Origin of the sequence: Acetobacterium sp., from assembly GCF_030652775.1 — a bacterium.
In the GTDB taxonomy this organism is placed as follows: Bacteria; Bacillota; Clostridia; order Eubacteriales; family Eubacteriaceae; genus Acetobacterium.
Map to the genome: position 1 here is coordinate 96,729 of NZ_JAUSPS010000070.1, position 21,000 is coordinate 117,728.

Annotated in this window: 19 protein-coding genes; 4 read left to right on the forward strand and 15 right to left on the reverse strand. The window is 44.5% G+C overall.

Annotation, left to right across the window (positions count from 1 at the left end; translation table 11 throughout):
* Nucleotides 1-171: 171 nt before the first annotated feature.
* From glmS to Q7J41_RS12535, 8 genes are all read right to left on the reverse strand, one after another.
* Nucleotides 172-1,995 (reverse strand): glutamine--fructose-6-phosphate transaminase (isomerizing), encoded by a 1,824-nt coding sequence (gene glmS, locus Q7J41_RS12500; protein ID WP_304888602.1) that lies wholly within the window; start codon nucleotides 1,993-1,995, stop codon nucleotides 172-174.
* A gap of 342 nt (nucleotides 1,996-2,337) precedes the next feature.
* Entirely contained in the window at nucleotides 2,338-3,675 is a 1,338-nt protein-coding gene (gene glmM, locus Q7J41_RS12505) for a phosphoglucosamine mutase (protein ID WP_304888604.1), read from the reverse strand.
* Between the two features lie 75 nt (nucleotides 3,676-3,750).
* Entirely contained in the window at nucleotides 3,751-4,794 is a 1,044-nt protein-coding gene (mnmA, locus tag Q7J41_RS12510) for a tRNA 2-thiouridine(34) synthase MnmA (RefSeq protein ID WP_304888605.1), read from the reverse strand.
* Between the two features lie 60 nt (nucleotides 4,795-4,854).
* Nucleotides 4,855-5,619 (reverse strand): type 1 glutamine amidotransferase, encoded by a 765-nt coding sequence (locus Q7J41_RS12515; RefSeq protein WP_304888607.1) that lies wholly within the window; start codon nucleotides 5,617-5,619, stop codon nucleotides 4,855-4,857.
* The gene (locus Q7J41_RS12520; RefSeq protein ID WP_304888608.1) at nucleotides 5,619-6,971 is read right to left on the reverse strand and encodes a Mur ligase family protein; all 1,353 of its coding nucleotides are present in this window, start codon (nucleotides 6,969-6,971) and stop codon (nucleotides 5,619-5,621) included. The genes Q7J41_RS12515 and Q7J41_RS12520 overlap by 1 nt, the downstream gene beginning before the upstream one ends.
* A 53-nt stretch (nucleotides 6,972-7,024) precedes the next feature.
* Nucleotides 7,025-8,059: a potassium channel family protein gene (locus Q7J41_RS12525; RefSeq protein ID WP_304888609.1), complete on the reverse strand. Its 1,035-nt coding sequence runs from the start codon at nucleotides 8,057-8,059 to the stop codon at nucleotides 7,025-7,027.
* A gap of 12 nt (nucleotides 8,060-8,071) precedes the next feature.
* Nucleotides 8,072-8,338, reverse strand: a complete 267-nt coding sequence (locus tag Q7J41_RS12530) for a GIY-YIG nuclease family protein (RefSeq protein WP_304888611.1) — start codon at nucleotides 8,336-8,338, stop codon at nucleotides 8,072-8,074.
* A gap of 156 nt (nucleotides 8,339-8,494) precedes the next feature.
* Nucleotides 8,495-8,662 (reverse strand): zinc-ribbon domain-containing protein, encoded by a 168-nt coding sequence (locus Q7J41_RS12535; protein ID WP_041668887.1) that lies wholly within the window; start codon nucleotides 8,660-8,662, stop codon nucleotides 8,495-8,497.
* Nucleotides 8,663-8,897: 235 nt separating this feature from the next.
* Between Q7J41_RS12535 and Q7J41_RS12540 the strand changes: the two genes are divergently transcribed.
* The 4 genes from Q7J41_RS12540 to Q7J41_RS12555 all read left to right on the forward strand — a co-directional run bounded on the left by Q7J41_RS12540 (nucleotide 8,898) and on the right by Q7J41_RS12555 (nucleotide 13,576).
* Complete coding sequence (locus Q7J41_RS12540; RefSeq protein ID WP_304888614.1) at nucleotides 8,898-10,004, forward strand: aminopeptidase; 1,107 nt, start codon at nucleotides 8,898-8,900, stop codon at nucleotides 10,002-10,004.
* Nucleotides 10,005-10,093: 89 nt separating this feature from the next.
* A complete protein-coding gene (locus Q7J41_RS12545) occupies nucleotides 10,094-11,764 on the forward strand; it encodes a glutamine--tRNA ligase/YqeY domain fusion protein (RefSeq protein WP_304888616.1) in 1,671 nt (556 codons plus the stop codon).
* A gap of 50 nt (nucleotides 11,765-11,814) precedes the next feature.
* A complete protein-coding gene (locus tag Q7J41_RS12550) occupies nucleotides 11,815-13,122 on the forward strand; it encodes a phenylacetate--CoA ligase family protein (RefSeq protein ID WP_304888617.1) in 1,308 nt (435 codons plus the stop codon).
* A 10-nt stretch (nucleotides 13,123-13,132) separates the two neighbouring features.
* Nucleotides 13,133-13,576, forward strand: a complete 444-nt coding sequence (locus Q7J41_RS12555) for an amino acid-binding protein (RefSeq protein WP_304888619.1) — start codon at nucleotides 13,133-13,135, stop codon at nucleotides 13,574-13,576.
* A 249-nt stretch (nucleotides 13,577-13,825) separates the two neighbouring features.
* On the opposite strand, the gene Q7J41_RS12560 is transcribed toward Q7J41_RS12555, so the two are convergent.
* Genes Q7J41_RS12560 through Q7J41_RS12590 form a run of 7 tightly spaced genes read right to left on the reverse strand, consistent with a single transcriptional unit; the run spans nucleotide 13,826 to nucleotide 20,990 of the window.
* A complete protein-coding gene (locus Q7J41_RS12560) occupies nucleotides 13,826-14,440 on the reverse strand; it encodes a V-type ATP synthase subunit D (RefSeq protein WP_304888620.1) in 615 nt (204 codons plus the stop codon).
* 8 nt (nucleotides 14,441-14,448) lie between these two features.
* On the reverse strand, nucleotides 14,449-15,831 hold the full coding sequence (locus tag Q7J41_RS12565) for a V-type ATP synthase subunit B (protein WP_304888622.1): 1,383 nt from the start codon (nucleotides 15,829-15,831) through the stop codon (nucleotides 14,449-14,451).
* 11 nt (nucleotides 15,832-15,842) lie between these two features.
* Nucleotides 15,843-17,630, reverse strand: coding sequence for a V-type ATP synthase subunit A (locus tag Q7J41_RS12570; RefSeq protein WP_304888626.1), 1,788 nt, complete (start codon nucleotides 17,628-17,630; stop codon nucleotides 15,843-15,845).
* On the reverse strand, nucleotides 17,631-18,248 hold the full coding sequence (locus Q7J41_RS12575; protein WP_304888627.1) for a V-type ATP synthase subunit E: 618 nt from the start codon (nucleotides 18,246-18,248) through the stop codon (nucleotides 17,631-17,633).
* 12 nt (nucleotides 18,249-18,260) lie between these two features.
* The gene (locus Q7J41_RS12580) at nucleotides 18,261-18,563 is read right to left on the reverse strand and encodes a V-type ATP synthase subunit F (protein ID WP_304888629.1); all 303 of its coding nucleotides are present in this window, start codon (nucleotides 18,561-18,563) and stop codon (nucleotides 18,261-18,263) included.
* 2 nt (nucleotides 18,564-18,565) lie between these two features.
* Entirely contained in the window at nucleotides 18,566-19,006 is a 441-nt protein-coding gene (locus tag Q7J41_RS12585) for an ATP synthase subunit C (RefSeq protein WP_304888631.1), read from the reverse strand.
* Nucleotides 19,007-19,019: 13 nt separating this feature from the next.
* Complete coding sequence (locus tag Q7J41_RS12590; protein WP_304888633.1) at nucleotides 19,020-20,990, reverse strand: V-type ATP synthase subunit I; 1,971 nt, start codon at nucleotides 20,988-20,990, stop codon at nucleotides 19,020-19,022.
* Between the last annotated feature and the right edge of the window lie 10 nt (nucleotides 20,991-21,000).

Consider the following 21,000-nt stretch of genomic DNA (forward strand, 5'->3'; position numbering starts at 1 on the left):
TCTGCTTTCTATTTTTATTATAAACTTATTCGAATCCATTTAAAAAGCCGTATCCACTGGGAATTCTCAGAAGATACAGCTACTTTATCACTTGACATTTTATTATAATCTAGATTTGGCAAATATGCAAGGTTTATTTCTAGAGCTGAGATGATAAAAACGCCCGATTACTTACTCCACCGTCACACTTTTGGCCAGATTTTTGGGCTTATCGACATCACAGCCTCTGGCAACGGCCAGATAATAGGCCAATAGCTGCAGATAAACGATGGTGGGAATGGCGGTGATATCATCGTCCATCTCCGGAATCACCCACACCTCATCCACCTCCGAGGCAATATCTTCGTGCCCTTCCTGAACAATTGCCAATACGTGGGCGCCTCTGGCCTTCACTTCTTTGATATTGCTGAGCATTTTTTCGAACACATTTTCCTGCGTACAGACGGCCACTACAATTGTGCCCTCTTCGATCAGGGCGATCGGGCCGTGCTTCAGTTCCCCGGCTGCATAGGCCTCGGAATGAATATAGGAAATCTCCTTGAGTTTCAGCGAACCTTCCATACTGGTATACAAGTCCACGCCTCTGCCCATGTAAAAGAGATCATATATTTTATAGTTCTTATCGGCAAACGCTTTAATCACGTCTTGGGTTTCCAGCGCTTTTTCGATGAGTCCCGGGGTCATCATCAGTCCGTGACAAATCCGGGCGGCATCTTCTTTCTCCATTTTCCCGTTGAGATTTCCCAAAAATGAGGCCAACAGCATCATACAACCCACCTGGGTGACATAAGCCTTGGTCGAAGCCACAGCGATTTCCGGTCCGGCATTGGTATAAATAACATCATCGGCTTCGCGGGCGATGGAACTGCCCACCACATTGGTAACTGCCAAAACCCAGGCGCCCCGTTCTTTGGCCAACCGAATTGCGGCCAGGGTATCGGCGGTTTCGCCGGATTGGCTAATAACAATCAGCAACGTGTTTTCATCAACGATAGGGTTTTTATAGCGATACTCAGAAGCCGCTTCAGTTTCGACGCTGATTCGGGCAAATTTCTCAAAATAATATTTACCCACCATCCCCGCATGATAAGCGGTTCCGCAGGCCACAATCTGAATCCGGTTAATGTTCTTCATCATCTTTGCATCCAGCTTCAGCCCGGTAAAGGAGGCGCCATTGTCACAACAGCGACCCATTAAAGTTTCCATCATCGCTTTGGGCTGTTCTACCATTTCTTTCATCATAAAATGATCATAGCCACCTTTTTCGGCATCCCCGGGATCCCAATCGACGACAAAGATTTCTTTTTCGATGCTGTTGCCAGCACTGTCCAGGACTTGAATTGTGTCAGCTGTCAGCACCGCCATTTCGCCGTTATCCAGCAGATAAACTTCCCGGGTATAATTTAAAATCGCCGGAATATCCGAAGCAATAAAATTCTCCCCGTCGCCCAGCCCGACAATCAGCGGACTGTCTTTACGGACAGCCACAATTTTATCTGGTTCATTGGCACAAAGCACGGCCAGGGCATAGGAACCCTTCATCCGTTTCAGGGCGATTTCAATGGTTTGAACCAGATCGCCGGTATAAAGTTCATTCAGCAGATGGGCGATCACTTCGGTATCGGTATCCGAAATAAAGACATGGCCTAGCGCCTGCAGCTCATCTTTCAAAGTCATATAGTTTTCGATGATGCCATTATGAACCACCGAGATCTCTTTATTGACACTGGAATGGGGATGAGCATTGGCATCGGAAGGAACCCCATGGGTTGCCCAGCGAGTGTGACCGATCCCGACCTGGCCAGAAAGGGGGTTTTTTGCCAGCACATCTTCCAGATTTTTAAGCCGTCCCTTTTTCTTTTCCACCCGGATCACTTCATTCTCCAAGGTCGCAATTCCAGCCGAGTCATAACCCCGGTACTCCAATCGGGAAAGACCGTTAATTAAAACGTCCTGAGCCTGTTTATTTCCGATATAACCTACAATTCCACACATTTTTTCACCTGTTTTTCTTTTTTATGCCATCTCTGTCCTGAAAATCGCTCTTCAGTTTTTCATGGCAATTCTCCAGGGCATCCGCCGAATTTTCGATACTCCCTGACCTCGTCAACTCAATTTCTGTGTGGATCATCACTTGAGTTCTGGCGCTTCTTTGCTGTCTTTGGTTTTGATCCATAATTTCTTTATACCCAAATACATACTGGATTATTCTATCATAAAAGCGGTCTTAACACAAAGAAATGAGGACCAGAGCCCTCATTTCTTAAAACAGTTTTAATTTTTCATATTTCTAAACAACACTTTTTTATACTACGCTTTTGTGCCAGTTCAGTATTTTTAACTGCCCAATCGTTGTTCGATCAAACTTGCCAGTTCTCTGGCAATGGTTGTTAATTCGTTCTGATCCTTGCCTTCGATCATCACCCGCACCAAGGGTTCGGTTCCTGAAGGCCGAATCAGTACCCGTCCCTGTCCGGCAAAATGAGTTTCAACTTCCTGGATCCGTTTCTGAATCTCAGCATCTTTTAGATAATCCTGTTTTTTTGTATTTTCGACTCTGGCATTGACGAGGATCTGGGGATAAACTGTCATTAAATCACTTAAGACCTTAGAATCCCGGCCATCTTGTTTCAATAACTCCAGGAGAATCAGGGCAGTAAGCATCCCGTCGCCGGTGGTATTATGATCCAGGAGAATCAAATGGCCAGACTGTTCGCCGCCCAGATTATAATCGCCGGCAATCATCGCCTCAAGAACATAACGGTCACCGACATCGGTTTTAATGGTTTTGCACCCGGCCGCATTCAAGGCCATATCCAGTCCGATATTACTCATTACGGTGACCACAACGGTATCTTTCTTCAGGGTATTAGTGGCCTTCATCGCACCACCGATCAGGTTCATAATCTTATCGCCATCGATGATCTCGCCGCTGTTATCCACGGCCAGACAACGATCAGCATCGCCATCAAAGGCAATCCCGATATCGGCTTCTTCATCCACTACCCGGCTCTGCAAGGGCTGTAAATGGGTCGATCCGCACCCGGCATTGATATTCTTGCCATCGGGGGTATCCCCGATGACCACGACCTCGGCACCGAGGCTGCGGAAGAACGCCGGCGCAATAGCATAGGATGCCCCATGAGCACAGTCCATCACTACCTTGAGCCCGCTAAAATCACCCTTCACTGCCCGTTTGATATGATCTAGATAAAAGGCTTCCGGTTTTTCCAGTTGGCTGATACTGCCGCCGGCTTTTAATACCACTTCCTGTTTTTCCAGAATGATGGTTTCAATTTCATTTTCCACTGCGTCTGCCAGTTTAAATCCCTGACCATTGAAGAATTTGATCCCATTAAATTCATAGGGATTGTGGGAGGCTGAAATAACCACGCCGGCATCGGCTTTTAGCGTTCTGGCGATCACGGCAATCGCCGGGGTTGGCAGGACTCCAACCAGCACCACCTCACCGCCGACGGACACAATGCCCTCGGCCAGGGCTTGTTCCAGCGCCTTGCCGGATTCCCGGGTATCCATACCAATCACAATTTTGGGGCGGTGAGCGTTTCTTCCCAACACGCTGGCTCCGGCCTGGCCTAAACCATAGGCCAGCTCCAGGGTCAGTTCTTTTTCATATACTCCGCGTACACCGTCGGTACCAAATAATTTTCCCATCTATATAAAACTCCTTAGTCTTTTTTCTCTTCACTTAAAAATTACTGGCCTCATTATAACCTAAAGAGACTTAATTTAAAACCGTTTTATGATTCCGCCCCCAAGAACCTGACGACCCTGATAAAAGACCAGCGCCTGACCCGGGGCTGGCGCCCGGACGGGAACCTGGCTATGAACGATGGCCCGGGTTCGGGAAAGTCGTTCGACGCGGCCTTCATATTCGTGACCCCAGCGGCAGGTTTTAAAGGTGAAAGCTGTTTCTGGCAGGCCATTTGGGGACTGAACGATCAACTCATCCACCAATATGCTATTTTGATATAAAGCCTGTTCCTCATCCAGCACCACGGTATTGGTCGCCGGGCTCACTTCAACCACCGCCAGCCGTTTATCGCTGTTAATCCCCAAGCCACGGGTTTGACCCAGGGTAAACTGATGAATTCCCGGGTGTCTGCCCAGTATTTTACCAGTAGCATCGACAAAATTGCCGGGAGCGGTGGGGTTGTTTCCAAACACTGCGTCCTTAAGGAACAGACCGTGACCCTTCTTCGGGATAAAACAAATTCCCTGGCTTTCTTGACCCCGGGAAAGCTCCGGCAGTATACCGAGAATTATTTCACGCACCGATGCTTTGGATTCAAAACGATTCAGCGGAAACAATAAGCGCCCGAGCAGTTCCTGATCCAGATGATATAAAAAATAAGACTGATCCTTATTCGGGTTGGGACTGGACCAGAGCTGATAGCCATTTTCATACTTGCGGACTTCGGCATAATGTCCAGTGGCAATCATGGCGTCATCATTAGCCGCGGCAAATTCACCAAGCAGTTTAAACTTCATGTTCTGATTGCACAGCAAACAGGGATTGGGTGTTTCTCCCTGCTTATAGCCAGTTATAAACGGATCAATGACTTTTTCCTTAAATTGACTTTGAGCCGCCAGCACATGGTGCTCAATTTTCAGTTTTTCCGCCACTTTTCTGGCGGCATTAATGGTATTTTCGGCATTTAAAAAATTAAAGGTTACGCCAATTACCTCGTAACCTTCATTTTTTAGCAGATAAGCGGAAGCCGCACTGTCGATGCCACCGCTCAATCCGATAATTACTTTTTTCTTTTTCACGATTAATTTCTTTCTCTCATTTGCATTAAATGCTAAATTAACTACTTGCAACTGTTTATCTTAACGTTCGCTGAGTTTTTTCAGCCGCATTTCTTTTTTATCAATATGGGCAATCTTGGATTTTAATGATTTCAGTTCCAGCAAATTATCCCGATGGTCTTCCCAGATCGGCCAGTTCTTATTCGATTCGATTAAGTTGATGATTTCTTCGGTGAGCCAGGGGTTACAAATCAGCACTGGACCCAGGGTATTGGTAAAAATACCTTTGCCGCTGATGACGCCTTCAAATCGCGTCTCGCCGTTATTGCCATAACCGTATTTCAACCGGCCAAAGGGCGATTCTTCCTTAATGTCCAAATCGATCATCTGAATTTGGCTACCAACAATTTCCATTTCTTTGCCATTGTATTGACAGCTATAATAAAGATCGTCGCCATAAACAGTGTGATTTTCCTGGGTTTCAATTTCGATAATGCCCAATCCTCTGATCGTGGATTGATCATCCCGCTCGATTGTTTCGCCGAAAAGAGCCACCGTCGTGCCGGTAACCAGCATCGGGCGGGTTTCAATATAGTCCATCAGTTCTTTGCGGTGCGGTTCAAGATAGATCGCTGCCACCTCAAAATGCTCAATTTCCCCCGGCGGGCAAAACAAAAAGTCAAAATCCATGGGGTTAAAGATCGCTGTATCCAGATTAATCTGGGTTACTTCGACTTGGTATCCCCGACGTTGCCCTTCGGCTCGGATGGCCAACAGATTGCCCCGATCCCCATGAAGGTTAAACATATTATTAAAAAGCCAGCCGACTTTTATCGTCTGTTCCATTAATTCTGTCCTCCTTCAATGAATTTTTTCATCTTTTCAAAGGTAGAAAGCCAGGTAATCAAATAAATATTATCGGTTTCGGCCTTGTCAATTTCGGCAAATATTTCGTTAATATCGTCACTATCCATGATCGTAATCGCTTCTTTTGAAACCCCATCATAGATAAGCCGATTGGCGGTATCATAAGAAACGTGCTCGGAGAAACACAGGTATCGCTCCACATTTGAATCAACTACCGGTTTGAAATCACAATCAAAGGCATAAAAAGTATTGATGTAATGGGGTACGAAATCATTGACCACATACAAACCCAGGGCGACCATTTTTTCACTCTGATCCGAAGCCATGATATTTAAAGCACTCTGGAGGGTATCGGGATTTTCCTGTTTAATCCGCATGTATTTTATGGTTTTATTCTTATAGGTCAATACCTCAAAGCGGCCACCGATGTTTTTAAAACTTTCAAAAGCCTTGGCCGCAGCGGCCGGAGCAATCCCACAAATTTCTTCACAAACAGCCAGAGAACCGGCATAATTATAAAACATAAAGGGCAGATCATAAGGCATATGAAAGTCCACATTCTTCAACTTAAAGGATTGTTTTGCAAAATTCAGATCAGTGACCAGATAGTCCGGTGTGCTTTTACTAGCGAAACCACAAAAGTCACAATGAAAAGCACCGATGCTGTCAACATTGTAATAGTCAAAACTCATATCATGATGACATTTCGGACAAGCCTGGGTTGGGTAATCCGCCCCCTTAGTGAATGATTCATCGTGACGGGAAACCCCATAATAAATGGAGCGACGGGCGATTTCCTCGAAAAATCGGGATCGCGGTTCTTCGTTATTGAGGATCAGTGTCATCTTGGGATTCACAACCTCTTTTAATTTACGGATGATAAAATCCGGATCCCCATTTCTCTGGACCTGGTCTTTTTGTAGATTGGTGATCAGCATGTTTTCAGCTGGCAGTTGCGCATAAATCAAGGGCAGATAGCGCTCATCGGTTTCAAAAACATAATAGTCTGCCTTGAGTTTCCCCGACAAACTGGCTTCTTTGGCCAAAATCGTGGCAATTCCGCCCAATAAATTGGCGCCCTCCAGATTCGAGACAATCTTTTTTCCATTTTCTTTTAAAATGTGGGTAACCAGGTTAGTTGTCGAGGATTTCCCATTGGTTCCGGTAATGAAAATAACCTTCGAGTAATCAATATTTTTAAAATGTTTTACAAAATCAGGGTCGATTGTCAACGCTTTTTCGCCTGGCAGGTTGGTTCCCCGATCCTTACTGACAAGATTAATGGCAATCCCCATTAATTTTGCAAACCATAATGCAAGATAAAATTTCATTATTAATACCTTTCTTTATTTTTGTAGTTATCATTTCGATCGTGCTGTGAGCTTTACAGCTCTTTATTCTTTAACTTTTCCCGAACCACGGTGATCATGCTTTTCCGTTCATTATGTTCTTCCTGATCCGTCGAATTATCCTGATTTCCACTTTCCAGGCTCTGATTCCAGCTCATCTGCGCCGCCCCGGCGACCACCGCGCCGACAAAGCAGGCAGTACTAAACATACTGGCTAAACCGATCACCATGGCCACCAGTTCGCCGTAGATGATCCCATTCAAGCGGACCGGGTGGATATCCCCATAACCAATGGTAGCAAAAGAGATCACCATATAATAGAGCATATCAAAGGCGTCCAGGGCCCGGTCTGAATTGGCCACATAAAAATTTGGATTAATCTTAAAACAATTATAGACCATCAGATAGAGGATACTCATTTCACTGACAACCAGTACCAGCATGCCCTTTAAGATACTGGCAGTTTCATGATATTTTCGCCGCTTTGAAACCGAACTCCGGATAATGCTGGGATTGGCAATGGCCCGGATCATCACCGAAAAACAGAGAATCAAGGCAAAGGAAAGTCCGATCAGACCCAGTGGCAGACTCGGCGGCGAAATAAAATTCGCAAACAGGACAAAGTAATGACCCAGCACCAGATAAAAGATCAGATCCACAAAACGTGAGACAACGATATCCTGAAACTGATCGATCTTCATAAAAAGATGCTGAACCAGAAATACAATGATAATAAAAACGCCAAAGCTTCCTAAAATTCCCATCAATTCGCTGACTAAGATCCGATGATGGCTGGACACTACCACCAGCGAAATAACCAGCAACACCCCAGTCACCATTATAATCCCCTGATACTCATAATTGACAATCAATTTTACCAGAAAACGTCGGAACGGTTTAATCTTTTTTGTTTGATTTTGCTTTACTTCCTCTGCAATTCGTTCTTTATTATAAAATAAAAATAACTCAAACAAAAAAAGCAACATGATAAACAGATCATAAATAATAATAATGGCATTTCCATTAGCCAGGGTTTCGTATACCGGAAATTCATTGACAAACCGATTCATATCAAAACTCCTTTATTGATCTTGGGATTCATGGCTCTCAATCAACTTTATTTTTTGCCCTTTGGACATTTTTTTAATGACCGCTTCCCGGCTAAGGGCTTCTGACCGGGTATCAAGAGTTTCCCAATAAACCAGTGTCACTGGTAAGCGGCCGCGGGTATATTTTGCCCCGATCCCCGAATTATGAACCTTGATCCGAGCTTCGACATTGGTGGTCCATCCGGTATAGAGGGTATTATCACTACATTTTACGATATAAACATAAGCCTTGTCTATCATTTGTTTATCTTTCTTTCCGTTTCAATGGGAATTTTTCTTACGGGTTCAATCGATCACATCAACTTATTTATATGATTCTTGCCATACCTGGGTTGAGCGGCTCGGCAAGAAAAAAAGATCCCTAAAAGGGATCTTAATTGTTTTTTTTAGAACTTCCTAGAAGTTGCTGTTTCTTGGTCTTCTAGTTTGTTTTCTTTTTGTTCGACATTCACGACATCTTTTTGGTTCATTGTCAAAACCTTTTTCCTGGTAGAATTCTTGTTCACCTACTGTAAATACAAATTCTTCGCCACAATCTTGACAAATTAAAGTTCTGTCTTCCATGAGTTACCTCCACTTAATTTTAATGTACAGGATCTGATTATTCTTTTTTAAATGGAGCATGGACAATTTTGTCTGAACATTTTTTACCATTTATGAACTTGTAATCATTAACTATACTATGGTCATTATACAATGTTCGTTTACATTTGTCACCTGTTTTTTTAATTTTTTATTGAGTTAAATTCTTTTTTCGGATATATTTAATAATACTATTTCAATTATAAGGAGATAAATCATGAGAGATCAACGACTGATAAAATATGCCCAAACCCTGGTTAATTATTCCCTCTACGTTAAGCAAGACGAGTGGGTTGTGATCCGGGGCTCCGATTTAGCCATGCCCCTGATTAAAGAGTGCTACCGGGAGGTATTAAAAGCCGGCGCTCACCCCACCGTGATCCTCAACCCGGAAGGCCTTTCAGAAATTCTTTTAATGGAAGGCAATGATGACCAACTGAAGTTTAATGCCCCCATGATGATGGCCGTCTATGCCAAAGCTGATAAGATTTTAAACATTCTGGGGGATCATAACCTGAAGTCGCTGGCGGCGGTTTCCAGCGACCGCATTGCGCTGCAACGCCGTTCCAGCGCACCAGTCACGAAAATTTACAATGACCGGGTAGCCCGGGGTAAAATGGATTGGACGCTGTGTCTCTACCCCACTGAAAGTGGCGCCCAGGAAGCCAACATGTCGCTATCCGACTATGAAGAATTCGTTTTTGACGCCTGTCTCCTGAATACTGATAACCCCACTGCGTCCTGGCAGAAAATCCGTGATGAACAAGCGGCCATGGTTGCCTATTTAAATCAGAAAACAGACTTCCATGTGATTGCCAAAGATACCGATCTGACCCTCAGCACCGAAAACCGGATCTGGATCAATTCCGACGGCCACCATAATTTCCCCAGCGGTGAGGTCTTTACTGCACCGGTAAAAGAAAGCGTAAACGGAACCATTCGTTTCACCTTTCCTGGTATTTACAGCGGCCAGGAAATTGAAGACATCCGCCTGACCTTTAAAGACGGCCGGGTTGTAAAGGCCAGTGCCAAACGTGGCGAAGCCTTGCTTCACGCCCTTCTTAATACCGACGAGGGCTCCCACTATGCTGGTGAATTTGCCATTGGCACCAACTATGGCATCACCCAATTCACCCGCAACATGCTTTTCGACGAAAAAATCGGCGGCACCATTCATGTGGCACTGGGCAAATCCTACCCGGAATGCGGCCCCATCAACGATTCGATGCTCCATTGGGACATGCTCTGCGACATGAAAGACGGCGGCGAGATTTATGCCAATGGCGAGCTTTTTTATCAGAACGGACTGTTCATCAAAAAATAATCCCCATTTAAATCGATCATCACCCAATTTATTGTAATAAAGACGGCTTTATGGTATTATTGGCAAATATGAAAAACAGGAGGATATTAATGGAGACCACGGAAAAAAAGACGAATTTTATCACCAATGCAATCGATCAGGACATTGCCAACAAAGTCTACACCAATGATCGCATTCACACCCGCTTCCCCCCCGAACCAAACGGATATTTACATATAGGTCATGCAAAGGCATCACTTCTCAACTATCGCATCGCTAAGCAGTACCATGGAAAATTCAATCTCCGCTTTGACGACACCAACCCCATTAAAGAAGATATGGAATATGTGGATTCGATCAAGGAAGATCTTAGCTGGCTGGGAATCAAATGGGATGAGCGACTCTTTTTCGCATCCAGCTATTTTGATAAAATGGCCGAGTACGCCGTTGAGCTGATCAGCAAAGGCCTGGCCTTCGTGGATGAACTCTCAGCCGAGGAAATGCGCCATTATCGAGGCACCCTGACCGAACCCGGCCAGGAAAGTCCCTACCGCAACCGCCCTATCGAAGAAAACCTGAACCTGTTTTCCCAGATGAAGGCCGGAAAACTGCCGGAAGGCTCTTATATTCTGCGGGCCAAAATCGATATGGGCAGCCCCAACATGAATATGCGGGACCCGGCCATCTATCGGATTCTGCACACCAAACACCATTCCACCACCGAAGACTGGTATATTTATCCGATGTATGATTACGCCCATCCGATTGAGGATGCCATCGAAGGGATTACCCATTCCCTGTGTACCCTGGAATTTGAAGATCACCGTCCCTTCTATGACTGGGTGCTGGCGAACATTGATGATTTTAAGAACGAACCGCCCCGACAAATCGAATTCGCCAAGCTCAACCTGACCAAAACTATTGTCGGCAAACGCTTTTTAAAACAACTGGTAGATGAGAAAATTGTCGACGGCTGGGATGATCCCCGTTTAGCCACCATCTCTGGCTTGCGTCGCCGCGGCTTTACCCCCGAATCCATTCAGGCATTTTGCGAAGCTATTGGCGTCGCCAAAACCAACAGCACCGTGGATATCGCGATGCTGGAACATTTTATCCGGGATGACCTGAAACTCAAAGCGCCCCGTTTAATGGCCGTGGTCGATCCTCTGAAGGTGACCATTACCAACTACCCGGAAAACCAAACCGAATGGGTTGAACTACCACTTAATCAGGAAAATGACGAGATGGGCAGCTACTCTACTCCATTTAGTCGGGAAATACTGATTGATCGTAGTGATTTTATGGAAATACCTCCCAAAAAGTATTTTCGGCTATTCCCTGGAAATGAGGTTCGCCTGCGGGGTGCCTATTTCATTACTTGCCAGGAAGTGATCAAAGATGCCGATGGCCAGGTCATTGAGTTAAAATGCACCTACGACCCAGCCACCAAATCCGGGGCGGGCTGTGAGCGTAAGGTCAAAGGCACCATCCACTGGGTAGATGCCAGCCATGCCAGCGAAGTTGAAGTCCACCTCTATGACTATCTGGTCGAGGATGATGCCGGCCTTAGTAAAGACAATTTTCTGGAACGGATCAATCAGAAATCCCTGGAAATTGTCAAAGCTTATATTGAGCCGGAACTGCTGAAGGCGAGCCCCTATGAAAAATTCCAGTTTATCCGCAACGGATTTTTCTCGGTCGATCCCAAATATTCAACACCGGACGCCCCGGTTTTTAACCAGATTGTCTCACTGAAAAGTTCCTGGAAACCGACAAACTAACTAATAAATTAATGCTGGCAACATGCTGCTTTTAGATGAGGGGAGAATTTATGAAAATATGGTCTGATAAAGAAAAAATGTCCCGGGAAGAAACCCGAAAACTCCAGTTTAAGCGTTTAAAGAAAACCCTGCATCACGTTTATGAAAACGTGCCTTATTATCATGAAAAGTTTAAAGCCGCCGGGGTTAAACCGGTGGATATCCGAACCCTGGAAGATTTGCGGCTATTGCCGCTGACCACCAAGGAAGATCTTCGGAAAAACTATCCCTTTAACCTCTTTGCCGTACCTAAAAATAAAATTGTCCGTTATCATGCCTCATCCGGCACTACCGGCAAACCAACCGTGGTCGGTTATACCAAAAACGATCTAAAGGTCTGGCGGGAAGTGATTGCCCGGATTGCCACCATGGGCGGCGTTACCAATGAAGATACCGCCCAGATCACCTTCGGTTTCGGACTCTTTACCGGAGCCTTTGGCTTACAGCAGGGGCTGGAAAAGGTCGGCGCTGGGGTGATCCCGATGTCATCCGGAAATACCCAGAAGCAGATCATGATCATGCAGGATTTCCAATCCACCGTGCTGATCGGAACCCCCTCCTATGCCCTGCATCTGGCCGAAGCCGCCCAGGAAATGGGGATTGATCCCAAAGAAGAACTGTTTCTGAAATACGGTCTGTTTGGCGGCGAAGGTTCAACTGAAGAAATGCGCGCCAAACTCAACGAAGCCTGGGGCATCGTCGCCACTGAAAACTATGGCATGAGCGAGCTTATCGGGCCCGGCGTTTCTGGCGAGTGTCTGGCTTTTAAAGGGATGCACATTAATGAAGATCACTTCATTGCTGAAATCATTGATCCCAATACCCTGGAAGTGCTTCCCGAAGGCTCAGTGGGGGAATTGGTCATCACCCCGATTACCAAAGAAGGACTACCACTGATCCGCTACCGCACCAAGGATATCACCCGGCTGGACACCACCCCTTGCGATTGCGGCCGAACCTCAGTTCGAATGGCGAAGATCACCGGACGAACCGATGACATGCTGATTATCGGTGGAGTTAATGTTTTCCCATCGCAAATTGAAGGGGTGCTCCTGGGCATTAAGGGGATCGGCTCAAATTACCAGATTCGGGTGCTGAAAAAAGGCTACTTAGATCGTATCGAAATCGATGTGGAAGTAGTCAACCAGGATCTGCTGGTCTCGGTGACCCTACTGGATCAACTTTACAAAGAAATCGAGTCCAAGCTCCACACCATCCTCGGCATTCACGCCGGCATTCATCTGGTCGAACCAAAAAGTCTGGTTCGCTCTGAAGGAAAAGCCAAACGCGTCATCGATCTGCGATCAGAAAATCAATAGGAGGAACACCATGCTTATTAATCAATTGTCGGTCTTTATTGAAAATAAAAAAGGCCATCTCAGCAAGATCACCAAAGTCTTGAAAGATGCCCAGGTGGATATTCGCGCTATTTCCGTTTTTGACAGCGCTGAATTCGGCATTTTACGGATCGTCGTGGATAAACCCGAAGTGGGTGCCGAGGCGCTGAAAAAAGCTGGTCACGTCGTTAAACAAAGCTATGTGTTGGCCATTGACCCCTCCGACAAGGTCGGCAGCCTGCATGATGTCTTTGCCCTGCTTTCGGATAATGACGTCAACATTGAATACGTCTATTCCTTCGTCATGCCCAATAACCAGGGTGCGCCCCTGATTATTTTAAAAGCCGATGATCAGGAAAAAGCCATCGCCCTCCTGACCGCCTCGGATTTCAGCCTGATTCCCAAAGAAGCCGTCTATAATGTTCAAAACGGCTAGATAGCTAACCCAGTACCGACAATTGTTACATCATGTTGTACGCATCGGAGCGGACACGGGATCGCCTGTCCGATTCTTTGCGCAGGCAACGAGCCAATCATAAGCTTGCTTATAGTTGGCGACTGCCCGCAACCAATGCGAAAGGAGCGAAGCTAATTTCGCATGGTGCGGCGAACAACAGATTAACAATTGGTCGGTAGGTAGTTGTGCGACAAACTAAAAGCCGGAGCAATGCTCCGGCTTTGTTTTTTATCGTCTGTTTTTAACTTTTTTAAGCCGGAAAAACTCTTCCCGCTCTTTCTCTTCGATGGTATCCTGAATATATTTTATTTCGCCTTTTAATCGGGGAATCTGGATCTTGTCCAACGCATTGGCGCTTTTCTGGGTTTTTTTTATTTCCAGCGACAGTTTATAAGCGGTCGTCTCCACCTGCGCCAATTGATAAGATAAATACTTGACATCATTGAATTTCTTAATAGCAATATCCAGCGCCGGGTTGTTTTCATTAAAGCCAAAGGCCAGGTTTCTTTCCCGCCGTTCGGTATAAATAACTTCGGGAATATCTACCCCCATAACCCCTTTGGCCCGAATCTCAAACGGGATCTCCGGAGTTACCGAAAGGGCAAATTCTTCCAGGTGATTGAGCCCCATGCTGATACATACCTGCTGCAGCGCCTCATAGGCATCCCGAAACATCTGACCGATTTCTTTCTCGATTAACTCCGCTTCCTTGACCAACTGCATGATTTCCTGAATCAGGATGGTTCTTTTTTTATCCAGCAACTCATAACCTTTGATCGAGAACTTCAGCCGTCCCTTGGCCTTAATCAAATTTGCCTTGGTCGGTGTTATTTTAATGGCCATGACACCACCTATGCTTCCTTGGGAAAATACTTATCGATGTTTTCGGGACTGAGTCGATCCAGTTCCGTTAATGGCAGTAGTGCCAGCAGTTTCCAGCCTAAATCAAGGCTTTGAATAATATTTCGACTCTCATCAAAACCCTGGTTCAAAAATTTCGCCTCAAAAGCTCGTCCAAAGGCCATGTATTTTTTATCGGTGGAACTTAAATCTTCTTCACCAATAATCTGGGACAAATCTCTGACTTCCTGAACCTTGGAGTAAGAGGCAAACAATTGGTTGGCAACTTCGGCATGATCCCCTCTGGTAAATCCTTCCCCAACGCCATCTTTCATTAACCGTGACAGCGAGGGCAAAATGGCTACCGGTGGGTAAATGCTTCGTTGAAACAAATCTCGGCCGAGAACAATCTGACCTTCGGTGATATAACCGGTTAAATCCGGGATCGGATGAGTAATATCGTCATTCGGCATGGTCAGGATCGGTAAGAATGTGATCGAACCAACCTGGTCTTTTAACATTCCCGCCCGTTCATAGAGAGAGGCCAGATCCGAATACATATAACCAGGGTAACCTTTTCGACTTGGCACCTCTTCCCGAGCCGATGATATTTCCCGCAGAGCTTCACAGTAACTGGTGATATCGGTCATGACTACCAGGATGTGCATATGCTTTTCAAACGCCAGGTATTCAGCCGCCGTCAGGGCGCACCGCGGTGTCGTGATTCGCTCGGCAATGGGATCATCAGCGTAGTTGACAAACATAACCACCCGATCCATTACATTGGCTTCATCGAAACTTTTTCTAAAAAACTTTTCGTCATCATGCTTAACGCCAATAGCCGCAAAAACCACGCCAAATTCTTCATCAACATTATCGCCGAGTCTTGCCTGTCTGACAATCTGGGCCGCCAATTCATTATGTGGCAGACCATTTCCCGAAAAAATCGGCAGTTTTTGACCGCGAATCAATGTCGCCAACGTATCAATGGATGAAATCCCGGTCTGGATAAAGTTACGGGGATATTCCCGGGACATCGGGTTAATCGGGCGACCATTAATGTTTGCTTCAACCAAGCTGAAGATATCGCTGCCGTTGTCAATCGGCTCGCCGATGCCATTAAAAATCCGCCCCTGCAAATCCAGCGACATCGGTAAATTAAATGCTTGCCCGGTAAATTTGATGATGCTGTTTCCCGCTGCCAGATCGGCGGTGTTTTGAAACACCTGGATGATGACATTTTTCTCTTCAATTTTGATGACTTTTCCCTTTTTAATGTTCCCGGTGCTGATTTCGACAATATCAACCACTTCGCCATAGAAAACATCATCAACATCTGAGATCTGAATCAGGGGGCCAACGACTTTGTCGATCTGTAAATATTCTTTTTTCATTTTATTCCCCCTTAATTTTCATATTTTTTAAAGAGCACGTCAAAATACTGGTCAATCTCATCTTTCAGCTTGTCAATCCCGCTTAAATCATCATTGGGAATGGTATATTTCATTTTAATAAATTGACTGAAAATATCAATGTTTTTAAGTCGTGATGTGGGGACCCCCAATTTCAACCCTTCCCGTCCTCTATCATATAAATATTCAATCGCCTTTAACATTGCATACTGTTTTTCCAGCGGCACATAGGTGTCATCTTTATTATAGGCATTCTGCTGAAGATAACCGACTTTAATGATTTTAGCGATCTCCAGAACCCAACGCTGATCATCCGGGAGTACATCTTCCCCAACCAGCATGACCATTTCCTGAAGTTTATTTTCTTCGTACATCAGCTCCAGCATTTTATTTCTCAGGCTGATGCAATCCTCGGCCACATTGTCCTCATACCAGTCTGATAGTATTTTAATATAGCCGCTGTAACTTTCCAGCCAGTTTATGGCTGGGTAATGTCTGGCATAGGCCAGGCTTTTGTCCAACGCCAGAAAGACATTAACAAAACGCTTGGTATTTTCTGTCACCGGTTCGGAGAAATCCCCGCCGGCTGGTGACACGGCACCAATAATCGTAATCGATCCGTCATCGCCACCCAGGGTTTCAATACTTCCGGCGCGCTCATAAAACTCGGCAATTCGTGATGGCAGATAAGCCGGATAGCCTTCTTCCGCCGGCATTTCTTCCAAGCGGCCAGAAATCTCGCGTAGCGCTTCCGCCCAACGTGAGGTTGAGTCGGCCATCATCGCCACAGCATAACCCATATCCCGGTAGTATTCAGCGATGGTAACACCCGTGTAGATACTGGCTTCCCGGGCGGCCACCGGCATATTTGAGGTATTGGCGATCAAAACGGTTCGCTCCATAATCGACTTGCCGGAGCGAGGATCGATAAGCTTGGGAAAATCTTCAATAACTTCAGTCATTTCGTTGCCCCGTTCGCCGCAACCGATATAGACAATAATATCCGCATCCGACCATTTAGCCAATTGATGCTGGGTCATCGTCTTGCCGGTTCCAAATCCGCCGGGGATCGCTGCTGTTCCACCTTTGGCGATGGGAAAGAAAATATCAATAACCCGTTGCCCGGTAATCAGCGGCACTAGTGTTTCCCGGCGATAGGCATTGGGTCGGGGGGTACGAACCGGCCATTCATGGGCCATCTTCAATTCATGAAGCTCATTTTTGGCATCTCTGATGGTTACCAGTACGTCTTCGATGGTATAAGAGCCATCCGGCACCACATCAATAACAGTCCCTGATACATTCGGTGGTACCAGGAGGCGATTTTGAATGACTTGAGTTTCCTCCACGGTTCCAAAAATGCTGCCGGCCAATAACAGATCCCCAGGTTTAACGGTCATGACGGCCGGCCACAGTTTTTTGTCATCAATGGATAGAAGGCCGATTCCTTCGGGGATGAAAATCGGCGAAATCTCCTGGATTTTCTCCAGTGGCCGCTGAATCCCGTCAAACATGTTTTTCAGCATCCCTGGTCCCAGCTTCAGACTGAGGGGTCTGCCAGTGGGGGTAATTTCCTCGCCGGTTTTCAGCCCTTCGGTTTCTTCATAAACCTGGATGGTACCGACATCCCCTTCTAAAACAATGACTTCACCGATTAAACGCTGTTCGCCGACGGTTACCATTTCCCGCATCTTAAAGGTTGTCATATTTTTTCCTTTGATAACGGGACCGTTAATAGCAGATATAATGCCCTTTTCTTTGTTTTCTTCCTTAACTGCCACTTAATTCACCTGCTTTTCCATAAACCCGTTCAGTGTCATTCCGATGAGTTTATAATTGCTTTTAATCAGATTTTCAACCGTAAAATCACAATGCAGTCGACCTTCGGCATCTTCCGCAATAAATCCACCGATGCAATCAGTACATTCCTGGCGGTATTCGATGGTAAAACTGTCTAATGCTTCATCCATAATGGTTTTAATCTGATCGAAATCCTGTTCATTGACAAAGACAATAATATCCTTTATATCGCCAAAAACATGGGGAATTTGAATCGCACAATCGCGCAGATAATTACCGTACACATCTTCAGTCAGATAATCACGGGCTTTCTCCCGGATCATCTGATTAAAATCCAGCAGGATTCGATTCTTTTCTTCCAGTTCCAGGGTTTTAGCTTTATTCTTGCCTTCGGCAATAATTTTATTTTTATCTCTGAATATCGTATGATAACTCCGCTCCTCGATGGCGCGCTTTTCTTTTATAATTTTCTGTTCGGAGTCAATCAGCAACGCTTTCTTTTTATCCTTTGCTTCGTAGATGATATCTTTTCCCCATTTTCGTTCTTTTCCTAAAAGATATTGGGTAAATACCCGGAGTTTTTCTTCTACTGATATCATTTTATCACATCCTTACAATCCCACAGATTCTTTAATATACTGCATAATCATCCCTTCACTGCGCTGATATCCATAGCGATCGGGAATGACCGTAATTAAAGGTGAAAAATACTTCTTTTTTGCTTCTAGAACCAAATCTTCAATCATTAAAGATGCTTTTTCGGTCAGAAAAATTATCCCAATGTCTTTATCTTTCAAGGCTTCCTTAAATGCTGCTTCAATCTCTGATTTTGTTTTTAAATAAGCTCCTTCGATGCCAGCCAGCTGCATTCCCAGATAGGAATCACGGTTCTCACTGATAACATAAGATTTCATTTTTATAGACTTCCGATAATCATGATTGAAATGATCAAACCATAGATCGCAACACCCTCTGCTAAACCAACATAAATTAAAGTTTTACCTAAAATTTTCTGATCTTCAGAGACGGCTCCCAAAGCAGCCGAACCAACAACACCAACCGCATAACCAGCCCCTGCACAAGCCAGCCCAGTGGAAAGTGCTGCTGCTATATAACCTAAACCGGCATCAGTGATCCCACCTGCTGCGTCGCCAGTAGCAGCCGATACAATGCTGGGTGCCATAAAAATAAGTGCTCCGGCCAGCAAAGGTATAAATGTTGACAAATTTATGCGTAAGAATTTTTTCATTTTCTGACTTTTTTCATCACAATCATTATAAACAAAATAAACCCCACATGCGATTGTCCCTAAAACTAATAGCGCTGCTCCAATTGTAATCAGAGTTAAAACATTCATTTTCAAATTCTCCTTAATTTAAATTAATTTCCAGATCAACCGATTTAAACTCAACTCCGTCACCTGAATAGTATTTACTGAATAATTCATAAAACTGCAATCTCAATGCCTGAATACTCACGATTAATCCTTCTAACGCAATAATAAAAATATTAGCGAAGATGAGTATCCCTACGCTGATGACGCCATTTTGCACCATGATGGCAAGTGTCTGAAAGGCCATAAACAAACCCACATGGGTTAATGCAAAGGCTCCGATTCTGATAAAGGAAAGGGTATTACTCAACATTCCCAGCAGCATTTCAAAAAGCTCGAAACCACTTTCAACATAATATTCTGAAGCTGTCTCTTCGTATAATGGTTTTTTTTTCAATAAAAAATTTGCCAATGGTTCTCTGACCAATACTAGAAACACCAGCAATATCGCCAGAACAATCAACAATGGACTTAATACTTCGGCATATGAAAAATCACCAAAATTTAAACCAAAAATCCCCAGAATACTGGCATACAAAGCTAAACCGCAGATGCCATTTTTCCCGAAGACCCCTTCTTTGATTTCATGCTTCTTGAGTTTGTTGATAATGCTGTAGATATAAGCCATAAAAAGCATCCCAATCCCAATCAGGACGGCTGCTAAAAGAATGGTGTTGATCTCATCAAAAGGCCTTAACCATAAGGGATGTAATACTTCTTCAAATCCAAAAATACTGCCATACATAAAACCGAAGAACGTGGAACACAGTCCTAATCGAAAAAGCACTTTCCCAAGCTCCACTCCCCTTTTTCCCAGGATCAAACCAGCTAGTGCCAGCACAATACCTTGACCCACATCACCAAACATAAATCCAAAACAGAACATATAGGTAATGCTTAAAAAAGGGGTTGGGTCCAGCTCATTAAACGACGGCACTCCATACATTTTCACTAAGATTTCAAAGGGACGAAAAAGCCAATTGTTCTTTAATTTTGTGGGTGGTTTCCCGCTACCCTTATTGCTATCTGAAAACATTATAATCATCTCCGGATATTTAGCGGCAATCGCTTCCATCCGTTGCTTATCCCGTTTGGAAATCCAGCCTGAAAAATAAAAATTTTCATCGCTAAATGCCATATACTTTTTAATGATACTAAGATTGGCATAAAGACTCAGGGTATTAAAACTGTCTGTTGCATCCAACCGGTTTTCTTCTAAATGGATATTGAGCTTCTTAAATAAATCCGCATTCTTAGTTTGCAGCTCTTTAATTTCCGCATCAATTGCTTCCAGAATTTCCTTTGGTGACTCGGTATACTTGGCATTAAACCCTTCGATTGGTTTAAAATTGAGTGCCTTCAGAATCCGTTGGGATTCGATCTCCAGATCCTTGGGCGATACAATCATAAATACTTCTTCATTGTCTTCCTGGTTGCCCACATGAAAGACAATCGAAGTCACACTGTTATAGATACTCTTCAATCGCATGGCATTGTCTTTTGTTACGGAACCAAGACTGTAAGAAAAATTCTCCAGACTATCCAGTTCACTCATCTGAGCATCTAACTCATCAAGATAGGAATAGGCAACTTTGCTTTTTTCCAAAGCCTCAATCTGTGCCTTAACATCCCTCAATTCACCATATTCCACAACTAAATTATTTTCAAACTCTTTAGCTTTTCCTAATGCTTTCCCGAGATCATTTTCACTCTTAGCCAAAGAGAACATGTCTAAATTAAGTGAACCCTTGTAAAGCTCATTTAACTTATTTACTGTTTTTACAAAATTCTTCTCATCCATCATAGTCTCGCCCGACACAAGTTGTGCAAATCCCAGTAGTTCTCCCATATTTTCTTCGCGTATAGGAAGAATGAACCGTCCGGAATCGATTTCCTGCATGGCATCGACTATTTGTATATCATTGAAAAGAAAAATGTCTTTGGCGAATTTATCAACATATTTGATCTTTCCGACCACATCCATCATAATCACATTTTCAATTGCCATAGAATACTTC